This window comes from Pseudomonas sp. PA-6-3C, from assembly GCF_021605825.1.
Taxonomy (GTDB): Bacteria; Pseudomonadota; Gammaproteobacteria; order Pseudomonadales; family Pseudomonadaceae; genus Aquipseudomonas; species Aquipseudomonas edaphica.
Window position 1 is genome coordinate 1 of sequence record NZ_WKDV01000048.1, and the last position, 20340, is coordinate 20340.

Annotated in this window: 8 protein-coding genes; 7 read left to right on the forward strand and 1 reads right to left on the reverse strand. The window is 59.9% G+C overall.

The genetic code is table 11. The features are described 5' to 3' along the window. The 6 genes from GIW48_RS25220 to GIW48_RS25245 all read left to right on the forward strand — a co-directional run. Positions 1-13249: hypothetical protein (locus GIW48_RS25220; RefSeq protein ID WP_442963267.1), on the forward strand; the 13249-nt coding region annotated here is incomplete at its 5' end. After that, positions 13236-13469 (forward strand): hypothetical protein, encoded by a 234-nt coding sequence (locus GIW48_RS25225; RefSeq protein ID WP_099548941.1) that lies wholly within the window; start codon positions 13236-13238, stop codon positions 13467-13469. The genes GIW48_RS25220 and GIW48_RS25225, both read left to right, overlap by 14 nt. 65 nt (positions 13470-13534) lie before the next feature. Beyond that, positions 13535-14116, forward strand: a complete 582-nt coding sequence (locus tag GIW48_RS25230; RefSeq protein ID WP_236460829.1) for a tetratricopeptide repeat protein — start codon at positions 13535-13537, stop codon at positions 14114-14116. A 190-nt stretch (positions 14117-14306) separates the two neighbouring features. Then, positions 14307-14813, forward strand: a complete 507-nt coding sequence (locus GIW48_RS25235; RefSeq protein WP_017137010.1) for a sigma-70 family RNA polymerase sigma factor — start codon at positions 14307-14309, stop codon at positions 14811-14813. Then, a complete protein-coding gene (locus GIW48_RS25240; protein WP_236460828.1) occupies positions 14810-15775 on the forward strand; it encodes a FecR domain-containing protein in 966 nt (321 codons plus the stop codon). The genes GIW48_RS25235 and GIW48_RS25240 overlap by 4 nt, the downstream gene beginning before the upstream one ends. Before the next feature lie 96 nt (positions 15776-15871). Continuing rightward, entirely contained in the window at positions 15872-18706 is a 2835-nt protein-coding gene (locus GIW48_RS25245) for a TonB-dependent receptor (protein WP_236460827.1), read from the forward strand. 231 nt (positions 18707-18937) lie between these two features. Here GIW48_RS25245 and GIW48_RS25250 read toward each other — a convergent pair whose 3' ends face one another. Further along, positions 18938-19090: a hypothetical protein gene (locus tag GIW48_RS25250; RefSeq protein WP_017137007.1), complete on the reverse strand. Its 153-nt coding sequence runs from the start codon at positions 19088-19090 to the stop codon at positions 18938-18940. Between the two features lie 183 nt (positions 19091-19273). On the opposite strand from GIW48_RS25250, the gene GIW48_RS25255 reads away from it, so the two are divergent. Beyond that, positions 19274-20329, forward strand: coding sequence for an NAD(P)-dependent oxidoreductase (locus GIW48_RS25255; RefSeq protein WP_236460826.1), 1056 nt, complete (start codon positions 19274-19276; stop codon positions 20327-20329). Positions 20330-20340: the final 11 nt, after the last annotated feature.

Sequence of the window (20340 nt, forward strand, 5' to 3'; positions counted from 1 at the left end):
GCTGTCGAGCCAGGCGCAGGTCACGCTGCAACTGAATGAACTGGATAACGTCGCCGGCCTGGTCTCGGCCGGCCAATCGCTGAGCCTGAATGCGACGGGGCTGATCAATAACCAGGGCGGGCGAATTGCATCGCGTCAGACGGCACAGGTTAATACTGGCGCCCTCGACAACAGCCAAAAGGGCTCGCTCACCAGCCAAGGCTCACTGACGTTGAGCCTCAACCAAGGTCACTGGGATAACCGCAACGGCCTGATCAACGCCGGCGGTCAATTGACCCTTAACAACCTCAACACGGTCGATAACCGCCAAGGGGAAATCTCCAGCGCGCAGTCATTCCTCCTGGCCGCCAACAGCCTCGACAGCGGCGCCGGTAAAGTGCTCAGTGACCAAGACCTGACCCTGCGTATCGCCGGTGCAATGAACAATGCGTTGGGCCTGGTTTCTGCGTCGAACCTCGACGTCAACGCCGCCAGCCTGAACAACCAGGGCGGCAAGCTCCGCGCATTTAATCAACTGACGGCGAACACCGCAGGCCTGCTGGACAACCGCGGCGGCGAGTTGCTGGCCACCGACCTGGCGTCCACCACGGGTGAATTAAACAACAACAGTGGCCGCCTGCAAGGTGATCGCTCCCTGGTGCTCAGCAGCGGCGTGGTGTCCAATCAGCGCGGTACATTGGCGGCAGGTGCAACGTTTACCCTCAATGCATCCCGCCTGGACAACAGCGCAGGCACGCTCACCAGCGACGGCGTGTTGGTCGCGGTGATTGCCGGGCAATTGCTCAACCAGACCGGTCTGTTTGCCGCCAAAGGTGATGTACGCCTCAGCCTGGGTAGCCTTGATAACCAACAGGGCAGTCTCGTCGCCCGTAACCTCACCGTGCAATCAAGCGGCCCGCTGAACAACCAGCGTGGCACCTTGCGCGGTGACGTCGCATTTAATTTGAACGCCGGCCAAGTGGATAACAGTGAGGGCGGCCGCATCAGCGCGGGCCAAATGCTGAATGCTGGTATCAGTGGTCTTGATCAGCACAACGATGGTCGATTCTTCGGCCAGGGTGACGTAAGCCTCAACCTCAATAATGGGCATTTGAATAACCAGGGCGGCACGATCAACGCCCCTGGCCAATTACTGCTGAGCAACCTCGCCAGCGTCGATAACCAAGGCGGCGAAATTTCCAGCGCCCAGGCGTTTACCCTGGCCGCCGATACCCTGAATAACCAGCACGCCAAGCTCCTCAGCGAGCAGGGTTTGGCCCTGCGTATCGCCCACGCACTGGATAACACGCAAGGCTTGATCTCGGCTAAAACGCTGGATGTACGCGCCGCCAGCCTGACTAACCAAGGCGGCACGCTCAGCGCGGGTGATGGCCTGATCGCACAGATCGACGGAGCATTGGATAACCGCAGTGGCAAGCTATTGGCGCGCACGGCGTCGGTCAACAGTGCGTCGCTGGATAACCGCGAGGGCCTGCTGCAAGGCGACGCGATGCTCTCGCTCAACAGCTCAGGCTTGATCGACAATCGCCAGGGCACGCTGTTCGCCGGGCAGGCGCTGGACATCACCGCTACGCGCTTTGACAACAGTGGCGGTAAGCTGACCAGCGACGGTCGCCTTACTGCGTTGATCAGCGCGCACCTGCTGAACCAGGCCGGGCTGTTCAGCGCAACCGGCCCGTTGCTGGTGAGTGCGGCAAGCCTGGACAATAGTGCCAAAGGCAATATCCACAGCCAGGCGGGTGTAAACCTTGACCTGAACCACGGCCACCTGAATAACCAAGGCGGCTTGATTCACGCGCCGGGCACGCTGCTACTGAGCAACTTAAGCAGTGTCGATAACCAGGCCGGGGAAATTTCCAGCGCCCAGGCCCTGGCGTTTACCGCAGGCAGCCTCGACAACCGGGGCGGCAAATTGCTCAGCGAGCAAGGCCTTGTGGTGCGTGTTGCCGGTGCGCTGGACAACACCCAAGGCTTGGTCGCTGCCACGGGGTTGGACCTGCACGCAAACAGCCTGGTTAACGCCGAAGGCAAGCTGAACGTCCGCGATGATCTGGCACTGTCCGTCGACACTGCCCTGGACAATCACCACGGTGAAGTCATCGGTGCTACCACCACCTTGAGCAGCATGAGCCTGGATAACAGCCAGGGACTGTTGCAGGGTGACCGCTTGCTTAACGTCACTACCCGCGGCATCGCGATCAACCGTGGCGGTCGGTTTGTCAGCGGTCAGCAGGCGGCCTTGGCGATTGAGCAATTCGATAACCGTGGCGGTAGCGTAACGGCAGCCGGGCCGATGCAGGTAAGCGCCACGCAACTGGATAACCGCGAGGGTGGCTTGCTCAACGCTCGCCAGTCGCTGGTGGTGAAAGTTGATAGCCTGAATAACCAGGGCGGCGAAGTCTCCAGCCTCACCGACCTGTCGTTCAACGGCAGGCAGTTCGACAACAGCAACAAAGGTCGACTTTTAGCGAACGGCGCACTGAGCCTGAAACTGGACCAACTGAACAATCAGCAAGGCACCGTACGCAGTGACAAGAGCCTGACCCTGCAAACCGCCACACTGAACAACGACAGCGGCCGCCTCAGCAGCGGTGCGGCTTTGGATCTGACCGCCAGCGGCGTACTGACCAACCGCAGCGGCGAGCTGCTCAGCGCGATGACGTTGACCGTGAGCAGCGCCAGCATCGACAACCGCGGCGGCAAAATGATCGGTGACGGCGCTGTGCGCATCACGACCGGCGCGTTGAATAACCAGAGTGGCGGGCGCCTGACCAGTGCTGATCGCCTGGCGCTGACGGCAGGGAACGTGGACAACCGTTTTGACGGCCATATCGCCAGTAACAAGGCACTTACCGCCAGCCTCGCGGGCCTGGACCAACGCAACGGTGGGCAGCTCTACAGCACCAGCGACGTGAGCCTGGACATGAATCACGGCGCTCTTGATAACACCGGTGGCTTGATCCATGCGCCGGGTCAGTTGCTGTTGAAAAACCTCTCCACGGTCGCCAACCAGTACGGCGAAATTTCCAGCGAGCGTGCCTTCACCCTGGCCGCACAAAGTCTGGATAACAGCAACGGCCATGTGCTCAGTGATCAGGCGCTGACCCTCAAAGTCGACCAAGCGCTGATCAACCTCAAGGGCGTCATTTCTGCGGCTGGCCTGGCTGCTCAAGCTGGGCGACTGGATAACACCCACGGCGTATTCAGCAGTTCCAAAGACCTCGCGTTAACGTTGGCGGCTGACCTGCATAACGACGACGGCGAAGTCTCCAGCGGCGGCGCCACAGTGGTCAACGCGATGACCCTGAATAACCGCAACGACGGTCATGTGATGGGCGACATCAGCCTTGACTTGACCACCCGCGGTGCACTGTTCAACCAGGCCGGCACCTTGGGCGCCGGCCAGCGTTTGAACGTGACCGCGGCCAGCCTGGATAACAGCCAGTCCGGCAGTCTGGCGACTGATGGCAGCCTGACGGTGAAAGTCGACGGCCTGCTCGATAACCAAGCCAAAGGTGCCGTGCTCGCCAAAGGCGTGATGGACATCCAGGCTGGGAGTGTGGACAACCGCACCGGTCGCCTGTCCGGACAGAACCTGCTGACCCTGCGCAGCAATAGCCTGGATAACCGTGGCGGCGCGGTGCGCGCCAATCAGGGGCTGAACCTGCGCGTCGGCCAGCTCGACAACCGCGAAGGCGTGCTTAACAGCAAGCAGGCGCTGGCACTTGCTGGCCAGTCCTTGAACAACCAGAACGGCCTGGCCAGCGCGATTGGCCCGGTACACCTGGCCCTCGATACCGTCGAAAACGCCAAAGGGCGCATCGCCAGCCAGGATGATCTGGACGCCACGATTGGTGTGCTGAATCAGCAGGGCGGTCAGTTGGTCGCGAAGGGTAATCTGAGTCTCAACGCTGCCACCGTGGATAACCAGAACGGCGGTTTGCTCGCCGCGACAAAAGTGCTGAAACTCAAGGCAGGCAGCACCGACAATCGCAGCGGGGAAATCTCCAGCCAGCAGAGCGTCGATTTCAGCGGACAACGCCTGGATAACAGTGCAGGCAAGTTGTTGGCCGGCACTGCGCTTGAATTGGCGATGGCCGAGGTGATCAATCAGGCCAAAGGTTTGATCTTTGCCCAGGACGCTCGGCTTACCGGCACTGCAGTAGATAACACCGATGGCACTGTTGGCGCTCAGCGTGCTTTGGCGCTTCAACTGAAGGCAGGCCTGGACAACACAGGCGGCAAGCTCACCAGCGAAGGCTCGATGGCGCTGGCAGGCCAGCGTATTGACAACACCAGCGGCAAAATTTCCAGCGCAGGACCGTTGACCCTTGTGAGTGCAGCGGCGCTAATCAACCAAGGCGGCACCGTCGAAAGCGCCCAAAACCTCACACTGACCAGTGCCAGCCTGGATAACACCAACGGCCTGCTCAAAAGCCAAGGCCTGGCAACCGTTAACACCGGACAGTTCACCAACGGCATCGACGGCCGTGTGATCAGCGCCGACAAGCTCGACCTCAGCGCCATCCAGCTCACCAACAGCGGGCATATCGCCAGCGTCGGCGCAATGAATGCCAGCGTCACCGGCCTGACGCAATTGGACGGCGCCGAACTGGTCAGCACCACGCAACTCAACCTTGACCTGCACCACGGCGCACTGGTCAACGCGGGTGTGATCAACGCACCGCTGCTGACACTGAACAACCTCGCCAATATCAACAACCGCGACGGCGAAATCTCCAGCCAGAACGCTTTTACCCTGGTCGCAAAAAACCTGGATAACAGCAACGGTAAACTGATCAGCAACCAGGCACTGACCCTGCGTGTCGACCAACTGCTGGCCAACCTCAAAGGCCATCTCAACGCCGCCAGCCTGGATGTGCGCAGCACTCGCCTGGACAATACCGAAGGCGTGCTCAGCGGGCGTGGCGATGTCACCCTCAGCGCCAGCCAATTGTTCGATAACCAACGCGGCAGCGTGATCGCCGACGGTGCCTTGTTGCTGACCAGCGCAACGCTGGACAACCGCAATGGCGAGATCGCGGGCAAGGCGCTTGCGACGATCAGCGCCAGCAACCTCGATAACCAAAACGGCAAACTGATCAGCACCGACGAGCTCAACCTGCGCGGCGCAAACCTTGATAACCGCAACGGTCTGGTAGGTGCCACAAAAGCGCTGAAACTCGACGTGCAGACGCTCGACAACCGGACCGGCGAATTGACCGGCAACGCCGACGTCAGCGTCACCGGTCAGCAGCTCAACAACAGCGACAAAGGTGTGGTGTTCGCAGGCGGTACGTTAAGCCTTGCAGTCGATCAGGTCATCAACCGCACCCTCGGCGAACTCAACGGCGAGCGCCTGACGCTGACCGGCTCCATGCTGGACAACAACGGCGGCAAGCTGCTCAGCCAGCAATCGCTGAAGCTGGATCTCGCCGGTGATTTCGATAACAGCCAGGGTGTGCTTAGCAGCGAAGACGCATTGGCCGTCAAAGCCCGCAGCCTGAATAACAGCAAAGGCAGCCTGTCCAGCGCCAATGGTTTGAGCGTCGAAGTCACCGACAGCCTCAACAACAGCGAAGGCAAACTGGTCACCGACGGCGGCCTGACACTGCAAAGCGCCAATCTTGGCAACCAGCAAGGCATCATCAGCGGCAAAGGCCCGGTCACGGTCAACACGGGCGAGCTGAACAACCAAACCGGCCGCCTCAACAGCGGCGACACCCTGGCCCTGACCACCGCACAGTTGACCAACGGCGGCAGCATCGGCAGCGCCAAGACGCTGACCGCCAGCGTCACCGGGCTGGATCAGCAGGGCGGTAAGCTGTTCAGCAACGCTGGCTTGAGTCTCGACCTGAACAACGGCCAACTGAAGAACCAAGGCGGATTGATCAACGCTATTGGCCCGCTGACGCTTAACAACCTCAACAGCATCAATAATCAGAACGGTGAAATCTCCAGCGCCCAAGCCTTTACCTTGGCCGCGCAAAGTCTGGATAACAGCAACGGCAAGCTGCTGAGTAATCAGGGCCTGACCCTGCGCGTCAATCAAGCCCTGGCCAACCTCAAAGGCCTGATCGGCGCCGCCAGCCTCGACGCTCACGCAGGCTCCGTCGACAACCGAGGCGGCACTTTGAATAGCCGCAGCGACTTGCAACTGACCAGTGATGGCCTGCTGAACAACCAGGACCAAGGCTTGATCAGTGCCAAGCAAACCCTGAATCTTAACGCCGCCGGCCTCGACACCGGCAACGGCGGTGAGGTCTCGGCCAAAGGTGTGTTGACCGCGAACCTCAACGCTCTGGCCCTGGCGGGCGGTCGCGTTGTGGGTGAGCAGGGAATGACCCTGGACCTCAACAACAGTGATTTGGACAACCGCAACGGTCTGCTGCTGACTAACGGCCCGCTGACCCTGAAAAACCTGGGCGACCTTAATAACCAGGGCGGTGAAATCTCCAGCCTGCAAAGCTTCGCTTTGAGGGCGCGCAACCTGGACAACCGCGCCGGCAAGCTGATCAGCAGCCAAGTGCTGACTGTCAACGCGGACGCCATGAACAACACCGCAAGAGGCCTGCTGTCCGGCTGGCAAGGTCTGAACGTCAGTGGTGGCAACCTCGATAACCGTAACAACGGCACGCTCTCCAGCCGCAGCGGTGCAATCGATGTGCGCCTGAGCGGCGCGTTGCAAAACAACAACGAAGGCGCGCTGGTTAGCCAGGGCCGCTTGGGCGTCAGTGCCGCCAGCCTGGATAACAGTGGCAAAGGCGTACTTTCCAGTGGCGATGGGCAAACGCTTATCGTGACCGGTGCGCTGACCAACGCCGATGGCGGTTTGATCGAAAGCGGCACCACGCTGGATCTGCAAGCGGTAACACTGACCAACCAAAGCACGATCAACGCCCAACAAGCGATGACCGTCACCGGCACCGACCTGAACAACAACAGCGGCACGTTGGCCACCAACGGTCGCCTGACCCTCAACCTGCTCGGCACCCTCAACAACAGCGGCGGCAGCATTGCCAGTTCCGGCCCACTGCTGCTGCAACGGGCGATGCAGGTCAACAACGACGCCAAGGGCAGAATCATCAGCCAAAGCCTGCTGACGCTGTTCGCCGGTGGCCTGAACAACAGTGGCGGCGGCACCCTTGCCAGTAAGGATCGTGTCGCGATCACCAGCACCGGCATCGTGCAAAATACTAACGACGGCCTGATCTATAGCCAGGACGCCGACGTGCAATTGAACGCAGTGGGATTGAATAACGCCAAGGGCAAGGTGCAGGGCCAGACCGGCCTGAGCCTGGGCGTCAGCGGTGACCTCAATAACCAGGGTGGCACACTCCAGGCCCATAGCCTGAACCTGACTGCCAACCGCCTCGACAACCAGAACGGCTTCATCGCTGCGCAGACCGGCGATGCAGTGGTCAATGCCAACTACTTCGCCAATGCCAACGGCGGGGTGTATGCCACCGGCTTGATGCGAGTCAGTGGTGCACAGCTGGACAACAGCGCCGGGCAAATTGCAGGTCGCGCGGTTGAGCTGAGCGCTGGTGGCGCGTTGATCAACCGCAGCGGTGTGATTGAAAGCGATAGCTCCCTGAGCGTGACAGGCGCCAGTGTCGACAACCAAGGCGGGCAACTGCGCGCGCTGGGCCGTAGCGGCAAAACCAATTTCCAGCTCGGCGGTGCGTTCGATAACCGCAATGGACGACTGGAAACCTCCAACGCTGACCTGACCCTGAATGCCGGCAGCTTCCTGAACCAGGGCGGCAGTCTGCTGCACGGCGGCACCGGCACTTTTGATATCGCCACCGCCAACCTGATCAATGCCGGCGGCAACCTGGTGACCCGTGGTGGCCTGACCCTGGCCGCAGACAGCTGGACCAACAGCAGCGTGATCCAGGCCGGGCGCCTGACGGTCAACGTCAATACCTTGAACCAGACCGCCAGTGGCCAGTTACTCGCCTCCGACAGCCTGACGGGCAACGGCGGCAACTGGAATAACGATGGCCTGATCGCCAGTGACGGCACGGCCAATCTGACGCTGGCCGGCAGTTATGGCGGCAATGGGCGCTACAGCAGCCTGGGCAACCTGGGCTTGAGTGCCGCGCAGATAACCGTGAATGAAGCCGCCAGTGTGGCAGGCGGCGGCGCCTCCCAACTGACCACCGGGGGCCAACTGCTCAACCGAGGGCGTTTGACCTCCAGCAGCGACCTGCGCATCAACGCCGGCAGCATCGTTAACACCGGCACGTTGGGGGCTTCACAGAACCTGGTGCTGACGGCACAAAGCCTGCTCAACGACCACGCCGCCAGCGGCATCGGCGCACGTGGTTTCCTGTTCAGTGGCCAGGATTCGACCTTCAACCTCGGCAGCCTGACCAACAACTATTCGGATATCTACAGCCTGGGCAACCTTACGGTGGCCGGTGTAGCCGCTGGCACTCTGGCGCAGAGTGTGCGTAACGTTTCTGCCAGCATCGAGAGTGTGGGCGACCTCAGACTGTCGGCCAATGACGTGGTCAACGAGCGCGAGAAATTCACCCTCAACCAGCAGCTGACCTCGGTGGGCGTGAGCATCCGTTGCACCCAGCATTGCAGCGGCGGTTGGAGCGACCGGCGCCCGGCGGTGTCCCTGAGCCGCACGGTTGAGAGTGTGATCGAAGCGAACTCGCCTTCCGCCACGATCAGTTCGGGGCGCAACATGGTGATTACCGGTCAGAACTTCACCAACCGCTATAGCGTGGTGTCGGCTGCTAACGATCTGTCGATCAGCGGCGAGAACATTCTGAACCTGGCGGCCACCGGTGGTTCCGGCTCCCAGAGCCAGGAGTACGGCGGCATTACCAAAATCTCCAAAGGCCAATACAACCAGATGGTCGCCGCGGTGCAGGCCTATAACCGTGCGCACCCGCAGGGTTCGCCGGTGGATGAGGCGGCGTTTGCGGCCTTGATGACGCGGTTCAGCCCGTCGCTGTTTCCCGGCATCAACCAGCCCATCGCGGTACAAGGCGGCACCCAGGTGGTGGCCCCGGCGATTATTCAGGCCGGTGGCAACGCTGCGCTCACCGCCAGTAAAAGCATCAACAACATCAACGTGATCAAGACCGCGCTGGCGGTTGATGGCCGTTCGCTGGACACCGGCGTAGGCGCCAACAAAACCCGGGTGGTAGTGCTCAATGCACAATTGCCGCCCGACCTTGCCCAACAGCAGGTCAACCCCTTGACCCTGCCGGGCTTCGGTTTGCCCAGCGGGCAGAACGGATTGTTTCGTTTAAGTGGCCAAAGTGGCACTACGGGGCAGGCAGGTGCTGGTAATCAGGATTGGACGCTGGGCAGCGCCAGCCTGGACCCAAGCCAACGCCAACAAGCCCTGCCTGGCGCCCACGAACGTGTGATTCAGGTGGGTGGCGCGGCGCAAGTGACCACCAACACGCGCCAAGTTGCCGTGGCTGCTCGTGAAGCCGGTGTCGTCAACGCGGTTGCCAGTGCCATTGATACCGGCGCCGTGGGCAGCGCCGATGTGCAGCCCCTGCCACCGGGTCGCACCAGTGGCGTAGACATCACCCGCGTCGATGGCATTGACGCCCGCAATCCTACGGGTGTCCCCGAGCCTGCGGTCGATGGTTCGCGGCCGGGCATCGACCTGCCTGCCGTAACGCCAGGCGATAGGGTTGTGCATACGTCATCTGACGGGGCTCTCCCTGATCTGCGTGTGCCGGGCTTGTCGACCGTTGCGCGCAGTAACGACGTTGCTGCGATCGCACCGCCGGATACCCAACTGCCGGGCCTTACCCCGGCGGCCCACGACGTACCCGTTGTCGGTAACGTACAGCCACCGCAGGTCAGCCAACCCACGGCATTGGCCAGCCAAACCATCAGCCGCGTCCAGGGCCTGCCGGAAAGTCGTGCCGTATCGCAACCGCACAAATACCTGATCGAAACCAACCCGGTACTCACCGACCTCAAGCAATTCATGAGCTCGGACTACCTGCTGCAAGGCGTGGGCTACAACCCGGACGAAAGCTGGAAGCGCCTGGGCGATGGCCTCTACGAACAGCGCTTGATTCAGCAGGCCGTGCAAGCACGCACCGGCCAACGCTTTATCGACGGCCAGACCACCGACGAAAAACTGTTCAAGTACCTGATGGACAACGCCATCAGCAGCAAGCAGCAACTGAACCTGTCGATGGGCGTCAGCCTCACCTCGCAACAGGTCGCGGCGTTGACGCATGACATCGTGTGGCTGGAAGAGCACGAAGTGAACGGTGAAAAAGTCCTGGTGCCGGTGCTGTATCTGGCCCAGGCCAACAACCGTCTTGCACCCACCGGAGCCTTGATCGCGGGTAACGACCTGAACCTGATTGCCGGCGAAAACCTGGTTAACGCCGGCACCCTGCGGGCCACCAACAACCTGTCGGCCAAGGCCGCCAACGACATGACCAACAGCGGGCTGATCGAAGCAGGCAACCGCCTGGACCTGCTGGCGGGCAACAATATCGTCAACAAAGCCGGAGGCATCATCAAAGGGCGCGATGTGACGCTGACCGCCATTAATGGCGATGTGATCAACGAACGCAGCGTGACCGGTTGGGATGACAAAGGGGCAGGGTACTCGCAGCATCGCGATTATGTGGATAGCGCTGCGCGGGTTGAGGCGGCGAATGATCTGAGTATCAAGGCGGGGCAAAACGTAACCAGCGCAGGCAGTGGTTTGCAAAGCGGTCGTGACATGACGATCGTCGCCGGGCGCGATGTGAGCTTCGTGTCCGCCGAAGAGCAAAACGCGATGGACATGGGCAAGCGTCTGCAAACGAGCAGCGCCACGCAACATGGCTCAAGCGTTGAGGCGGGGCGCGATATCAACGTGAAGGCGGGCCGGGATATCACGGCGATTGCCAGCCAAATCGATGCGAAACGCGATATCAGCATGAGTGCAGGCGCTGATTTGATTCTGGCTTCGGCGGCGGATGAGGAACATTCCTCTAGAAAGAGCAAAAAGGAGAAGCGTCAGGAAGATCATGTGAGCCAGGTGTCGACCACGCTGAATGCGGGTGGGGATGTAACGCTTGGTGCGGGTAAGGACCTGCTAATGACCGCCAGCCGCATTAGTGCGGGGGATGAGGCTTATCTGGTCGCGGGCGGCAACCTGGGCTTGCTGTCGGCTGAAGACAGCGATTATTCGCTGTATGACATGAAGAAGAAGGGGAGTTGGGGCTCTAAGAAAACCCAGCGTGACGAAGTGACTAAAGTCACCAACATCGGCAGTGAAATAAAAACCGGTGGCGACCTTACGATTCAAAGCCAGGGTGACCAGAAGTACCAGGCGGCGAAGTTGGAAAGTGGCAATGATCTGACCATTGCCAGTGGCGGTAGTGTGACGTTCGAAGGTGTGAAGGACCTTCATCAGGAAAGCCACGAGAAGTCCAATAACAACGCTTTTTGGGTGTCATCCAAAGGCAAAGGCAATACCGACGAAACCGTGCGTCAAACGCAAATGGCCGCTGCAGGCGCTATTGCGATCAAAGCGGTGGATGGTTTGAAAATTGATGTGACGCAGGTCAATCAGCAAACCGTTAGTCAGTCCATTGATGCAATGGTCAAAGCTGACCCGCAATTGGCATGGATAAAGGAAGCGGAAAAGCGTGGCGATGTAGATTGGCATCAAGTCAAGGAGATCCACGACAGCTTCAAATACAGCAATTCCGGGCTTGGTCCTGCGTCGCAGATCATTATCGCGATCGTGATGGCTGCGGTCGTAGGGCCGATGGCTGCGGCTGCGGCGGGTGGTGGTGCTACGGGAGCGGCGGTGGGTGCGGTTGCTTCAAGTGCAGCGACTAATGCAAGCGTCAGCGTTATCAATAACCGAGGCAATCTTGGGGCGGTGTTCAAGGACGTCACCTCGTCGGATGCAATGAAGGGCTACGTGATATCGGGTGTAACGGCAGGCCTGACGGCGGGTCTTTTCGATGGTTGGACAGGCACGCAGACCAATCCAGGCACGGGAGCTGTTATCACTTCGCCAGCCCTCAACACCTGGACCGGCGTTGGGCAGTTTGCGGCGAACCAAGCCTTGCAGAACGGCACGTCGACGCTGCTGAGCAAAGCGCTCGGGCAAGGTGGTGACTTTGGTGATGCACTCAAAGGCGCTTTGTTCAACACGTTGGCAGCGGCAAGCTTCAATGCTGTGGGGGATTACACCAAGGGCAAACTGACTGATGGCTACCCGCCGAAGATATTGGTGCATGCGATGGTCGGTGGGTTACTTGCCCAGGCCACCGGTGGGGACTTCAAGACCGGCGCGCTGGCGGCGGGTATTAACGAAGCGGCTGTAGTTCACTTGGATTCGTTGGTTAGCGGTGATAAGAATCTGCTAGCTATGAGTTCTCAAATAGTCGGTGTTCTGGCGGCAGCTTCGCAAAAAGATGCTGATGCGAAGTCCATCGAGAAAGGTGGATGGATTGCGAAAAATGCTACCCTCTACAATCGTTCTGCACATAAAGATGAAATTGACGCTATACAGCAAGAGACTGAAAAAGGAGATTTCAAAAAAGAAAATCTCGAAAAAGCGACCTGTTTTCTGACGAAATGCTGGGCGGAGTTTGAACGAGGCGGCGAAGAGTACCGTAATAAATACCTTACGGAGTCAGATATGGCTGGACTCAGTAATGAACTTACGTGGGCGCAAGTGCAGCAAGAAAAAGGGCTGTTTAACTATAGTTTTTTTGATCGTCTGGCTGACGGAACAACGTCCGATGTAATCCCAGTCGGAAAAAGTGCAGTCACAGCGGGGTTGGGTGGCATGACCGTGAGTGCAGGCGTTACGCTATGCGCCACTGCTGCGGGCTGCTTCGTGGGCGCTCCCATGAGTGCGTTTGGAGCAGGTAATGTCTTGGAAGGAACCACGGGGATGTACAACCATTTCTGGGGGGATGAGCCTAAGAGCTACAACCCTGTTAAGTCGGCGTTTGACTTGATTCCAGGTGGCTATGGTCCATTGGTCTACCAAGGGGCGGATACGTTACTTTCCGCCGGTGCTGGCTTTGGGAAAGTCCCTCTCGTGATGGGGGCTTCGGATGGGTTGAGGAAGGGTTCGATCTTCGGGGTTTTGGTTCCGAAGATGGATAATAATTTTATCATTCCGCTGTTAGGTACGAAAACGCCATTTGGTACTGCGCTGGGTGTGTATGTCGGTGGAGTGGGTTATAAGGGCTACGGCTTTTACGAGGAGGCTAAGGGTGACGGTAAGTAAGTTGATGTCTTCGGCGATAATGGCGGCGGGTATTTTAGTCGTAATGCTTTCCATAGGCTGCCTGCTGGCATTGTTGCCAGTCCTGTTTATTTCCGCAGGGTTTGAGGTGGAATTTGATGTGGTATTTGTATGGTTGGGAATGCCATTTTCGATTTTGTTTGCGTTGAGTTGGTTTTATAAGTATGCAGACTTCGCAAAATCAATCATCTTTAGGCGCTAGTCAGGCGTGCCTGTGAGCACGGCTTGGATAACAAGACGGCCCGCAGAAGTGGTTGGAGAGTAGGTGTGAGCGAATCTGATTTTAGAAATATAAAGAGACAGCTGATTCGATACCTTTCAAGCGGACTTGGCGAAAAGGCTGTTGACTATTACAAGGAGCGCTCGCACTCACTGTCAGAGTCGGCACGTGCTGAATGTTTGGGCGATATATGTTTCTACCAGCGTGATTTCGCCCAAGCTATAAAACATTATGAAGTGGCTACCCAATTGGCCCCCGGCCAGGTCATCGCGCGCTATCTTTTCCTGGCGGGTGTATCCAATGAGCGGGCGTCTAATTATGTCGACGCATTTAAGTATTATCAGGCCGCCATTGAAGCTGAACCGTCATTTGTCGATACGTATCTTGAGCTCGGTGCAATGTTGGTGAAGGTGGGGGATCTTGAAGGCGCCTTGCAGTGCTATGAAGATGCTATTGAAATAGAACCTGCAGACTTGGCGAGTCATGAAAGTCTGGTGTCGATTTTGGCTGAGCTTCACAGCCGCACTCCGGAAAAATATGCTGATAAGTACGCAGCGTCCAAAGCGACAGTTGAAAAGATGAGGCGTTCCGGAAGGTCGACACCGTCGAATCGTCATGCCGCATGGTAAGTAAATCCAAAACAAGCCAAGCCGAGGTTCCCTGGTTCGAGCCCAGGTCGTGGAACCAGATAGAGAAAAGCCTGCAGAGATGCAGGTTTTTTTTTGTCTGAAATTTGGCTGATCGTCGCAACTTATCCCTCTATACAAGCCATCCCCTCACCCCTAAGATGAGAAGCATTATCATTAGTGCGGATCTGAAATGCAGCACGACAGCACCCCCTCGCCCGTCGCCCAGCTGTACGCCAATCACCACAGCTGGCTCCGAGGCTGGTTGCATCGACGGCTGGGGCATACGGCCGATGCCGAAGACCTCGCACATGACACCTTTATCCGCGTGCTGCGCTCCCAAGAGGACGTGCGTGAATTACGCCAGCCCATGGCATTTCTGGCCACCATCGCCAACGGCTTGCTGATCAACCGTTGGCGTCGCCAAGCCATCGAGCGGGCTTATCTGGAAGCGCTGGCGGCGCGGTCGGTGGCCGAGGAGCCTTCGCCGGAAGAGCGGCATCTGATGATCGAAACGCTGTTGCAGCTGGATTCGCTGCTGGTCGGTTTGTCGGGGCGGGTGCGGCAGATTTTCTTCTTGTCCCAGCTCGATGGCCTGACCTATCCGCAGATCGCCAAACAATTAAGCCTGACGGTGGCCCAGGTGCAGCGCGCCATGGGTAAGGCATTCAGTGTCTGCTATGCGAGCCGGTTTGAATGAGCAGTGTGGCGGTTGACCCGCAAGTGCGCGACAGTGCCATCGAGTGGCTGGTGCGTCTGCAGTCCGGCTTGATGAATGCCGCCGACCATCAGGCTTTGCAGCAATGGCGCCAGGCCAACCCCGCGCATGAGTACGCCTGGCAGCGGGTCAGCAGCTTGCCGCTGTTGTTGCAACCAGGCGCCAATGTGTTGGCCGACGTCACGGCACGCCAGGCATTGCAGGCGGCCGGGACCGATCCTCAGCGCCGTCGTCAGGTGCTCAAGTGCCTGTTGGCGCTGGGGCTGCTCGGCGGCGTTGCCTGGCAAGGTGCGGACTCCACGCGTGTACGCGCGGCGCTGGCGAGTTATCGCACCCGCACTGGCGAACGCCGACACTGGACCCTGGCGGACGGCAGTTCGCTGTGGCTGAACACCGCCAGTGCGGTCAACTTGGACGTGAGCGTAGGCCAACGCAGTGTGCAGTTGGTCGAGGGCGAGCTGGCACTCGATACGCCAGCGGGGTCTGCCTCGTTACAACTGCAAACCCCGAACGCGCTGCTTTATAGCCAGGGTGCCAACCTGTTGGTGCGCCATGATCATCAGAGCACGCAGGTGACTGTTTTGCGCGGGCGGGTGCAAGTGAGTGCGCGGCATCAGCCGACGCCCGTGCCGTTGCAGGCTGGCTGGCAGATAAACGTTGACGACTACGCAATCGGGCGCCCAAGCCCGGTTGACTTGTTGCTGGCCCAGGCCTGGATGCACGGCATCCTGCCTGCCGAACGCATGCGCCTGGATCAATTGATCGCCGAACTCTCGCGCTATCGCCCAGGCTTGCTGCGTTGCAGTGAAGCGGTGGCGGCGCTGCGCATCACCGGCAGTTTCCAGTTGGACGACACCGATGCCGCGCTGGCCCTGGTGGCCAAAACCTTGCCGGTGCGCATCGAGCGAAGAAGCCGTTATTGGGTGACGGTGGTGCCCGCGTAAAGTTTTTTTTCGCCGACGCGATAGTTTTTTCGATCTGGCTTGGCCTTTAGGTATTACCCGCCGGCACAGGTGGGTTTCGATCCCTAGGAGCCTTGCATGATTTCCCCCGTTCGTGTCTTGCGTCGTCATACGTTCAGCTTGTTATTTCTCAGCCTGCAACCATTGTGCGGTGAGCTGGTGTTGGCCGCCGGTGAACGCCCGTACAGCATCAGCGCCGGGCCGCTGGACCAGGTGCTGTCGCGCTTTGGTGCCGAAGCCGGGATCAGCATGGCGGGCAGTTCGCTGCTCACGGCGGGTAGGAAAAGCCAGGGGCTGCAGGGCGAATTCAACACTGAGAACGGCTTGGCCCAGGTGCTCTCGGGCACCGGCCTGGACTATCAGCGCCAGGCCGATGGCGGCTATGTGTTGCGCCTGCGCCAGGAGGCCGTGCAGCTGCCGACGCAAAAAGTGACGGGCGAAAATCTTGACGAAGAGGAGGTCTACCGCGCGCCGCATTCGTCGGTGTATATCTCCGGCGAAGACATGCAACGTTTCGGCGCGGTGTCGGTGGGTGATGTGCTCAAGGGCCAGCCCGGTGTGCAGGTGGGCGACAGCCGCAATGGCGGCGGGCTGGATGTGAACATTCGTGGCATCCAGGGCCAGAGCCGCGTGGCGGTCACGGTGGACGGCTCGCAGCAGGCGCTGGATGTGTATCGCGGCTATGCCGGTACTCAGCAGCGCAGTTATATCGACCCGGACTTGATCAGCGACATCACCATCGACAAAGGCCCCAGCCTGACCTCCAGCGCCATTGGCGGCACGGTAAAAATGCGCACCCTGGGCGTTGGCGACATCCTCAAGGACGGCCAGAACATCGGCCTGCGCCTCAAGGGCGATGTTTGGAACAACGGCGTCGCCCCGGCTTCCCGCGACCCGCACTCCAAAACCCAGGACCTGTATGCCGAGCCGCATCAGAGCCGTGGCGGGCTGTTCGGCTCGCAGGCCGAAGCCGGCAGCGCTGCGTTTGCCTACACCCATGAGTTTTTCGACGTGGTGGCGGCTTACGCCAAGCGCAACCAGGGCAATTATTTTGCCGGTAAAAAGGGCCAGGACCGTTACCGCACCTATGACCGTTGGGGCGGTGAAGACACCAGCGTCGCCACCACCTACAACGCCGGCGAAGAAGTGCTCAACTCCTCGGCGAAGACCGAATCGTTCCTGCTCAAGACCACCCTGCGCCCGGCGGACGGCCATACCTTCGACCTGGGCTATCGTCGTTATGACGGGCGCATTGGCGAGATCATGCCTTCGGATATCTTCCGTTTCGGCACCGGCGGCATCTATCAGTACCCGCTGGGCCATACCAGGATCGACACCTACACCGCTCGCTACAACTACCTGCCCTCGGGCAACCCGCTGGTGGACCTGACCGCCGACCTGTGGATGACCGACGCCCAAACCAGCCAGCTCACCTCGGTGGCCGCACCTGCGTCCCAGGCTTATCGCTCGGATCGCGCCTGGAGCCGCCAGGCCAACCAGCGCATCGGCGGCGGGCTGGCCAACACCTCACGCTGGGCGACCGACTATGGCGATCTGAAGCTCGACTTGGGCAGCTCGTTCCAGCTCGAAGAACTGCGCCCGCAAAAAGGCGTCGCCACCACCCAGCACGATATCAACGCCAACCGCATGCTGCGCGAAGGCTCGCGGCAGGAGTACAGCTTCAATGGCAAACTCGAATACAAACCGGTGGACCGCCTGACCTTATGGGGCGGCGGCCGTTATACCCACTACCGCAGCAAAGACCATATTGCCAATGCCACCGCGCGACGCGAGGAGCGTGACCTGCGCTACCTGCGCGTCTACAACGGCGACAATTCCGGCAACATGATGTGGTTCCCGGACCAGAACGGCGAGTACACCAACGCCACCGATCCGCGCCTGAACAACGGCATCGTGTTCCAGAACACCAACTTCCCTTTCGAGGGCGTGCGCTACAACGACTTTGGCGTGATCGATTCGACGGTTTACCCGTCCCAGGTTGGTGACGTGGTGAGCGGGTATGACTATTCCGGCAAGGCCAGCAACAGCGGCGGGGCATTTTCGCCGGCGCTGGGCATCAATATCGAAGTGCTGCCGGACACCTTTGTGTATGCCTCCTACACCCAGGGTTTTCGCATGCCCTCGTTGTTTGAAACCAGCCAGGGCGTGCTGCAAACCCTGCCCGGCAAGGGCTTGAAACCCGAGCGCTCAAGCAACTGGGAGGTCGGCGCCAGCACGTTGCGCAAAGGGCTGTTGGTCGAGGATGACGCGGCGGCGATCAAGCTCGCTTACTTCAACAACACCATCAAGAACTACATCACCCGCTACTACGACCCAAGCCCAGGCACCTGGGGCCAGATGCGTTTCAGCAACACCGACAGCTACAAGACCAGCGGGCTGGAACTGCAAGCCCGCTACGATGCCGGGCGCGTGTTCGCCGACCTGTCGTCCACCTACTACTTGAAAACCGAAACCTGCGACGCGGCCTTCGCCGCCACACTGCGTGCTACCAGCAACAGCTACCAGAAAACCGCCGACACCCCGAACTGCACGCCGGGCAGCTTCATGGGTTCCTACACCAACACCCAGAACCCACCCCGGCTTGCTGGCAACCTGACCACTGGCCTGCGCTTCTTTGACCAAAGCCTCACGCTCGGCACACGTATTACCTACACCAGCGGCCCCACCGTCACCGCCGACAAACCCTGGCAGACCGGCGCCACCACGCCGCAACTGAACTACCGCGAAGTGGCACTGGTGGATCTGTTCCTCAACTACAAGTTGCAGGAGGACGCGAGCCTGAATGTATCGCTGCAGAACGTCACCGACCGCTACTACCTGGACCCGCTGGCGCAAAGCTTCATGCCGGCGCCAGGGCGTACATTACGGGTGGGCGTGCAGGCGAAGTTCTAGGGGCCAGGCAACGCCCATCGGTTAAGGCTGGACACCTTCACCGTGGCGAGCAGGCTTGCCCTGCGTTGGGTGGCGAAGCCGCCCCAATTCGGGTGACGCGGTGAGTCAGCTGGAAGGGGCCAGGGCCGCTGCGCAGCCCAACGCAGGGCAAGCCTGCTCGCCACAAGTGACGGTGTTCGTCGTTCACGCTCGCCCACTGGCAGGCAGCGCCCGTTCCTAGCTCTCAGGAGGTTACATCGCCTGCACAATGATCTGGCTTTTCAAATCATTGACCATGCCTTCAATCGCCGGCTTCATCGCCGCGAACTCTTGCGGGGAGCACAGGGCATCCGGCTTGGTGAAGGTATAGTGGCGCGTGATCAGCACCGTGTTGGCTTTTTTCACAGTGATCGTTCCCACGCTCTGCGTGGGAATGCATCCGGTGACGCTCCGCGTCACGCCTTCAAGCGCTGGACGCAGAGCGTCCGGGGCGGCATTCCCACGCGGAGCGTGGGAACGATCAATTAACCCCTATCCCCAGGGCAACCTGGGTATCGGCAGGTGCAACCCTCCAAGAGGATCAACTGTATGGCATTTACCACCCTGATACTGGATGCCCCCGGGCCGCCGTTACTGTTTGAGGAAGTCGATCGCTTTCTTGAGCTGGGTCTGGGTGTCACCCTCAACCTGTATTATTTCGCGGACAAAGAGCGCATTCGGCAGCACTACGGCACGCGCATTCACTATGCCGAGATCAACTGCCATGACGAGCCTGGCTTTATTGCCGCCGTGAGTCAGGCCGGCGGCTACAGCGTGTTCAAGACGCGCCTGAACATCCCCTTGGGCGCCGGCCTGATCCGCGCTGCCACCTCGACGGCGTTGGCCACGCCACTGCGCGCCGTTGCCCAGGCTGGCACAGGGGTCAATCATATTGATCAGCTGGCGTGCGAGCAGTGTGGTGTGGCGATCCTTAACACGCCGGGCTCAAACGCGGCCGCTGTTGCCGAATACGTCGTGGCCCAGGCGCTGTATCTGTCGCGCGACCTGGATGACTACAACACCGAAACGCACAACGGCCATTGGGCAAAAGGCACCCTGGCACCTGCCTGCGAATACGCCGAACTGACGCTTGGGCTGGTGGGCACCGGCAGCATTGCCCGACAGGTGGCGCGCAAGGCTGCGGCGCTGGGCATCAAGGTGATCGCCACCGGGTCCGAACGCTTTACCGAAGCGGTGGCGCGCAGCCTTGGGCTTGAACGACGGGCGGGTCTTGAACCGTTACTGGCCGAGGCGGACATCGTCTCGATCCACGTACCGCTCACCCCGCAGACCCGAGGCTTGTTCGGCACTGCCGAGTTCCGGCAGATGCGCCAGGGCTCAATCCTCATCAATACCGCGCGCGGCGGGATCGTCGACGAACACCAGTTGGCCGCCTTCATGGGCGAGTTTCCCAGGCATATCAAAGCGGTGGCCATCGATACCTTTGCCCTGGAGAAAGACCGCTTCGACTCGCCATTGACCGCTATTGCCAATGCGCAATTGACGCCGCACATTGCCGGCAATACCACCACGGCAATCCGGACGGCATCACGCCAGATCGTCGACAAGATCCACGCATTCAGTGCCGCCGCCATCGTGCGTTAACCTGCCGGACA

Coding starts and splice junctions, on each gene's coding strand:
- GIW48_RS25235 (WP_017137010.1), top strand. CDS start 14,307: ATGCAGCACGACAGCACCCCCTCGCCCGTCGCCCAGCTGTACGCCAAT.
- GIW48_RS25240 (WP_236460828.1), top strand. CDS start 14,810: ATGAGCAGTGTGGCGGTTGACCCGCAAGTGCGCGACAGTGCCATCGAG.
- GIW48_RS25245 (WP_236460827.1), top strand. CDS start 15,872: ATGATTTCCCCCGTTCGTGTCTTGCGTCGTCATACGTTCAGCTTGTTA.
- GIW48_RS25255 (WP_236460826.1), top strand. CDS start 19,274: ATGGCATTTACCACCCTGATACTGGATGCCCCCGGGCCGCCGTTACTG.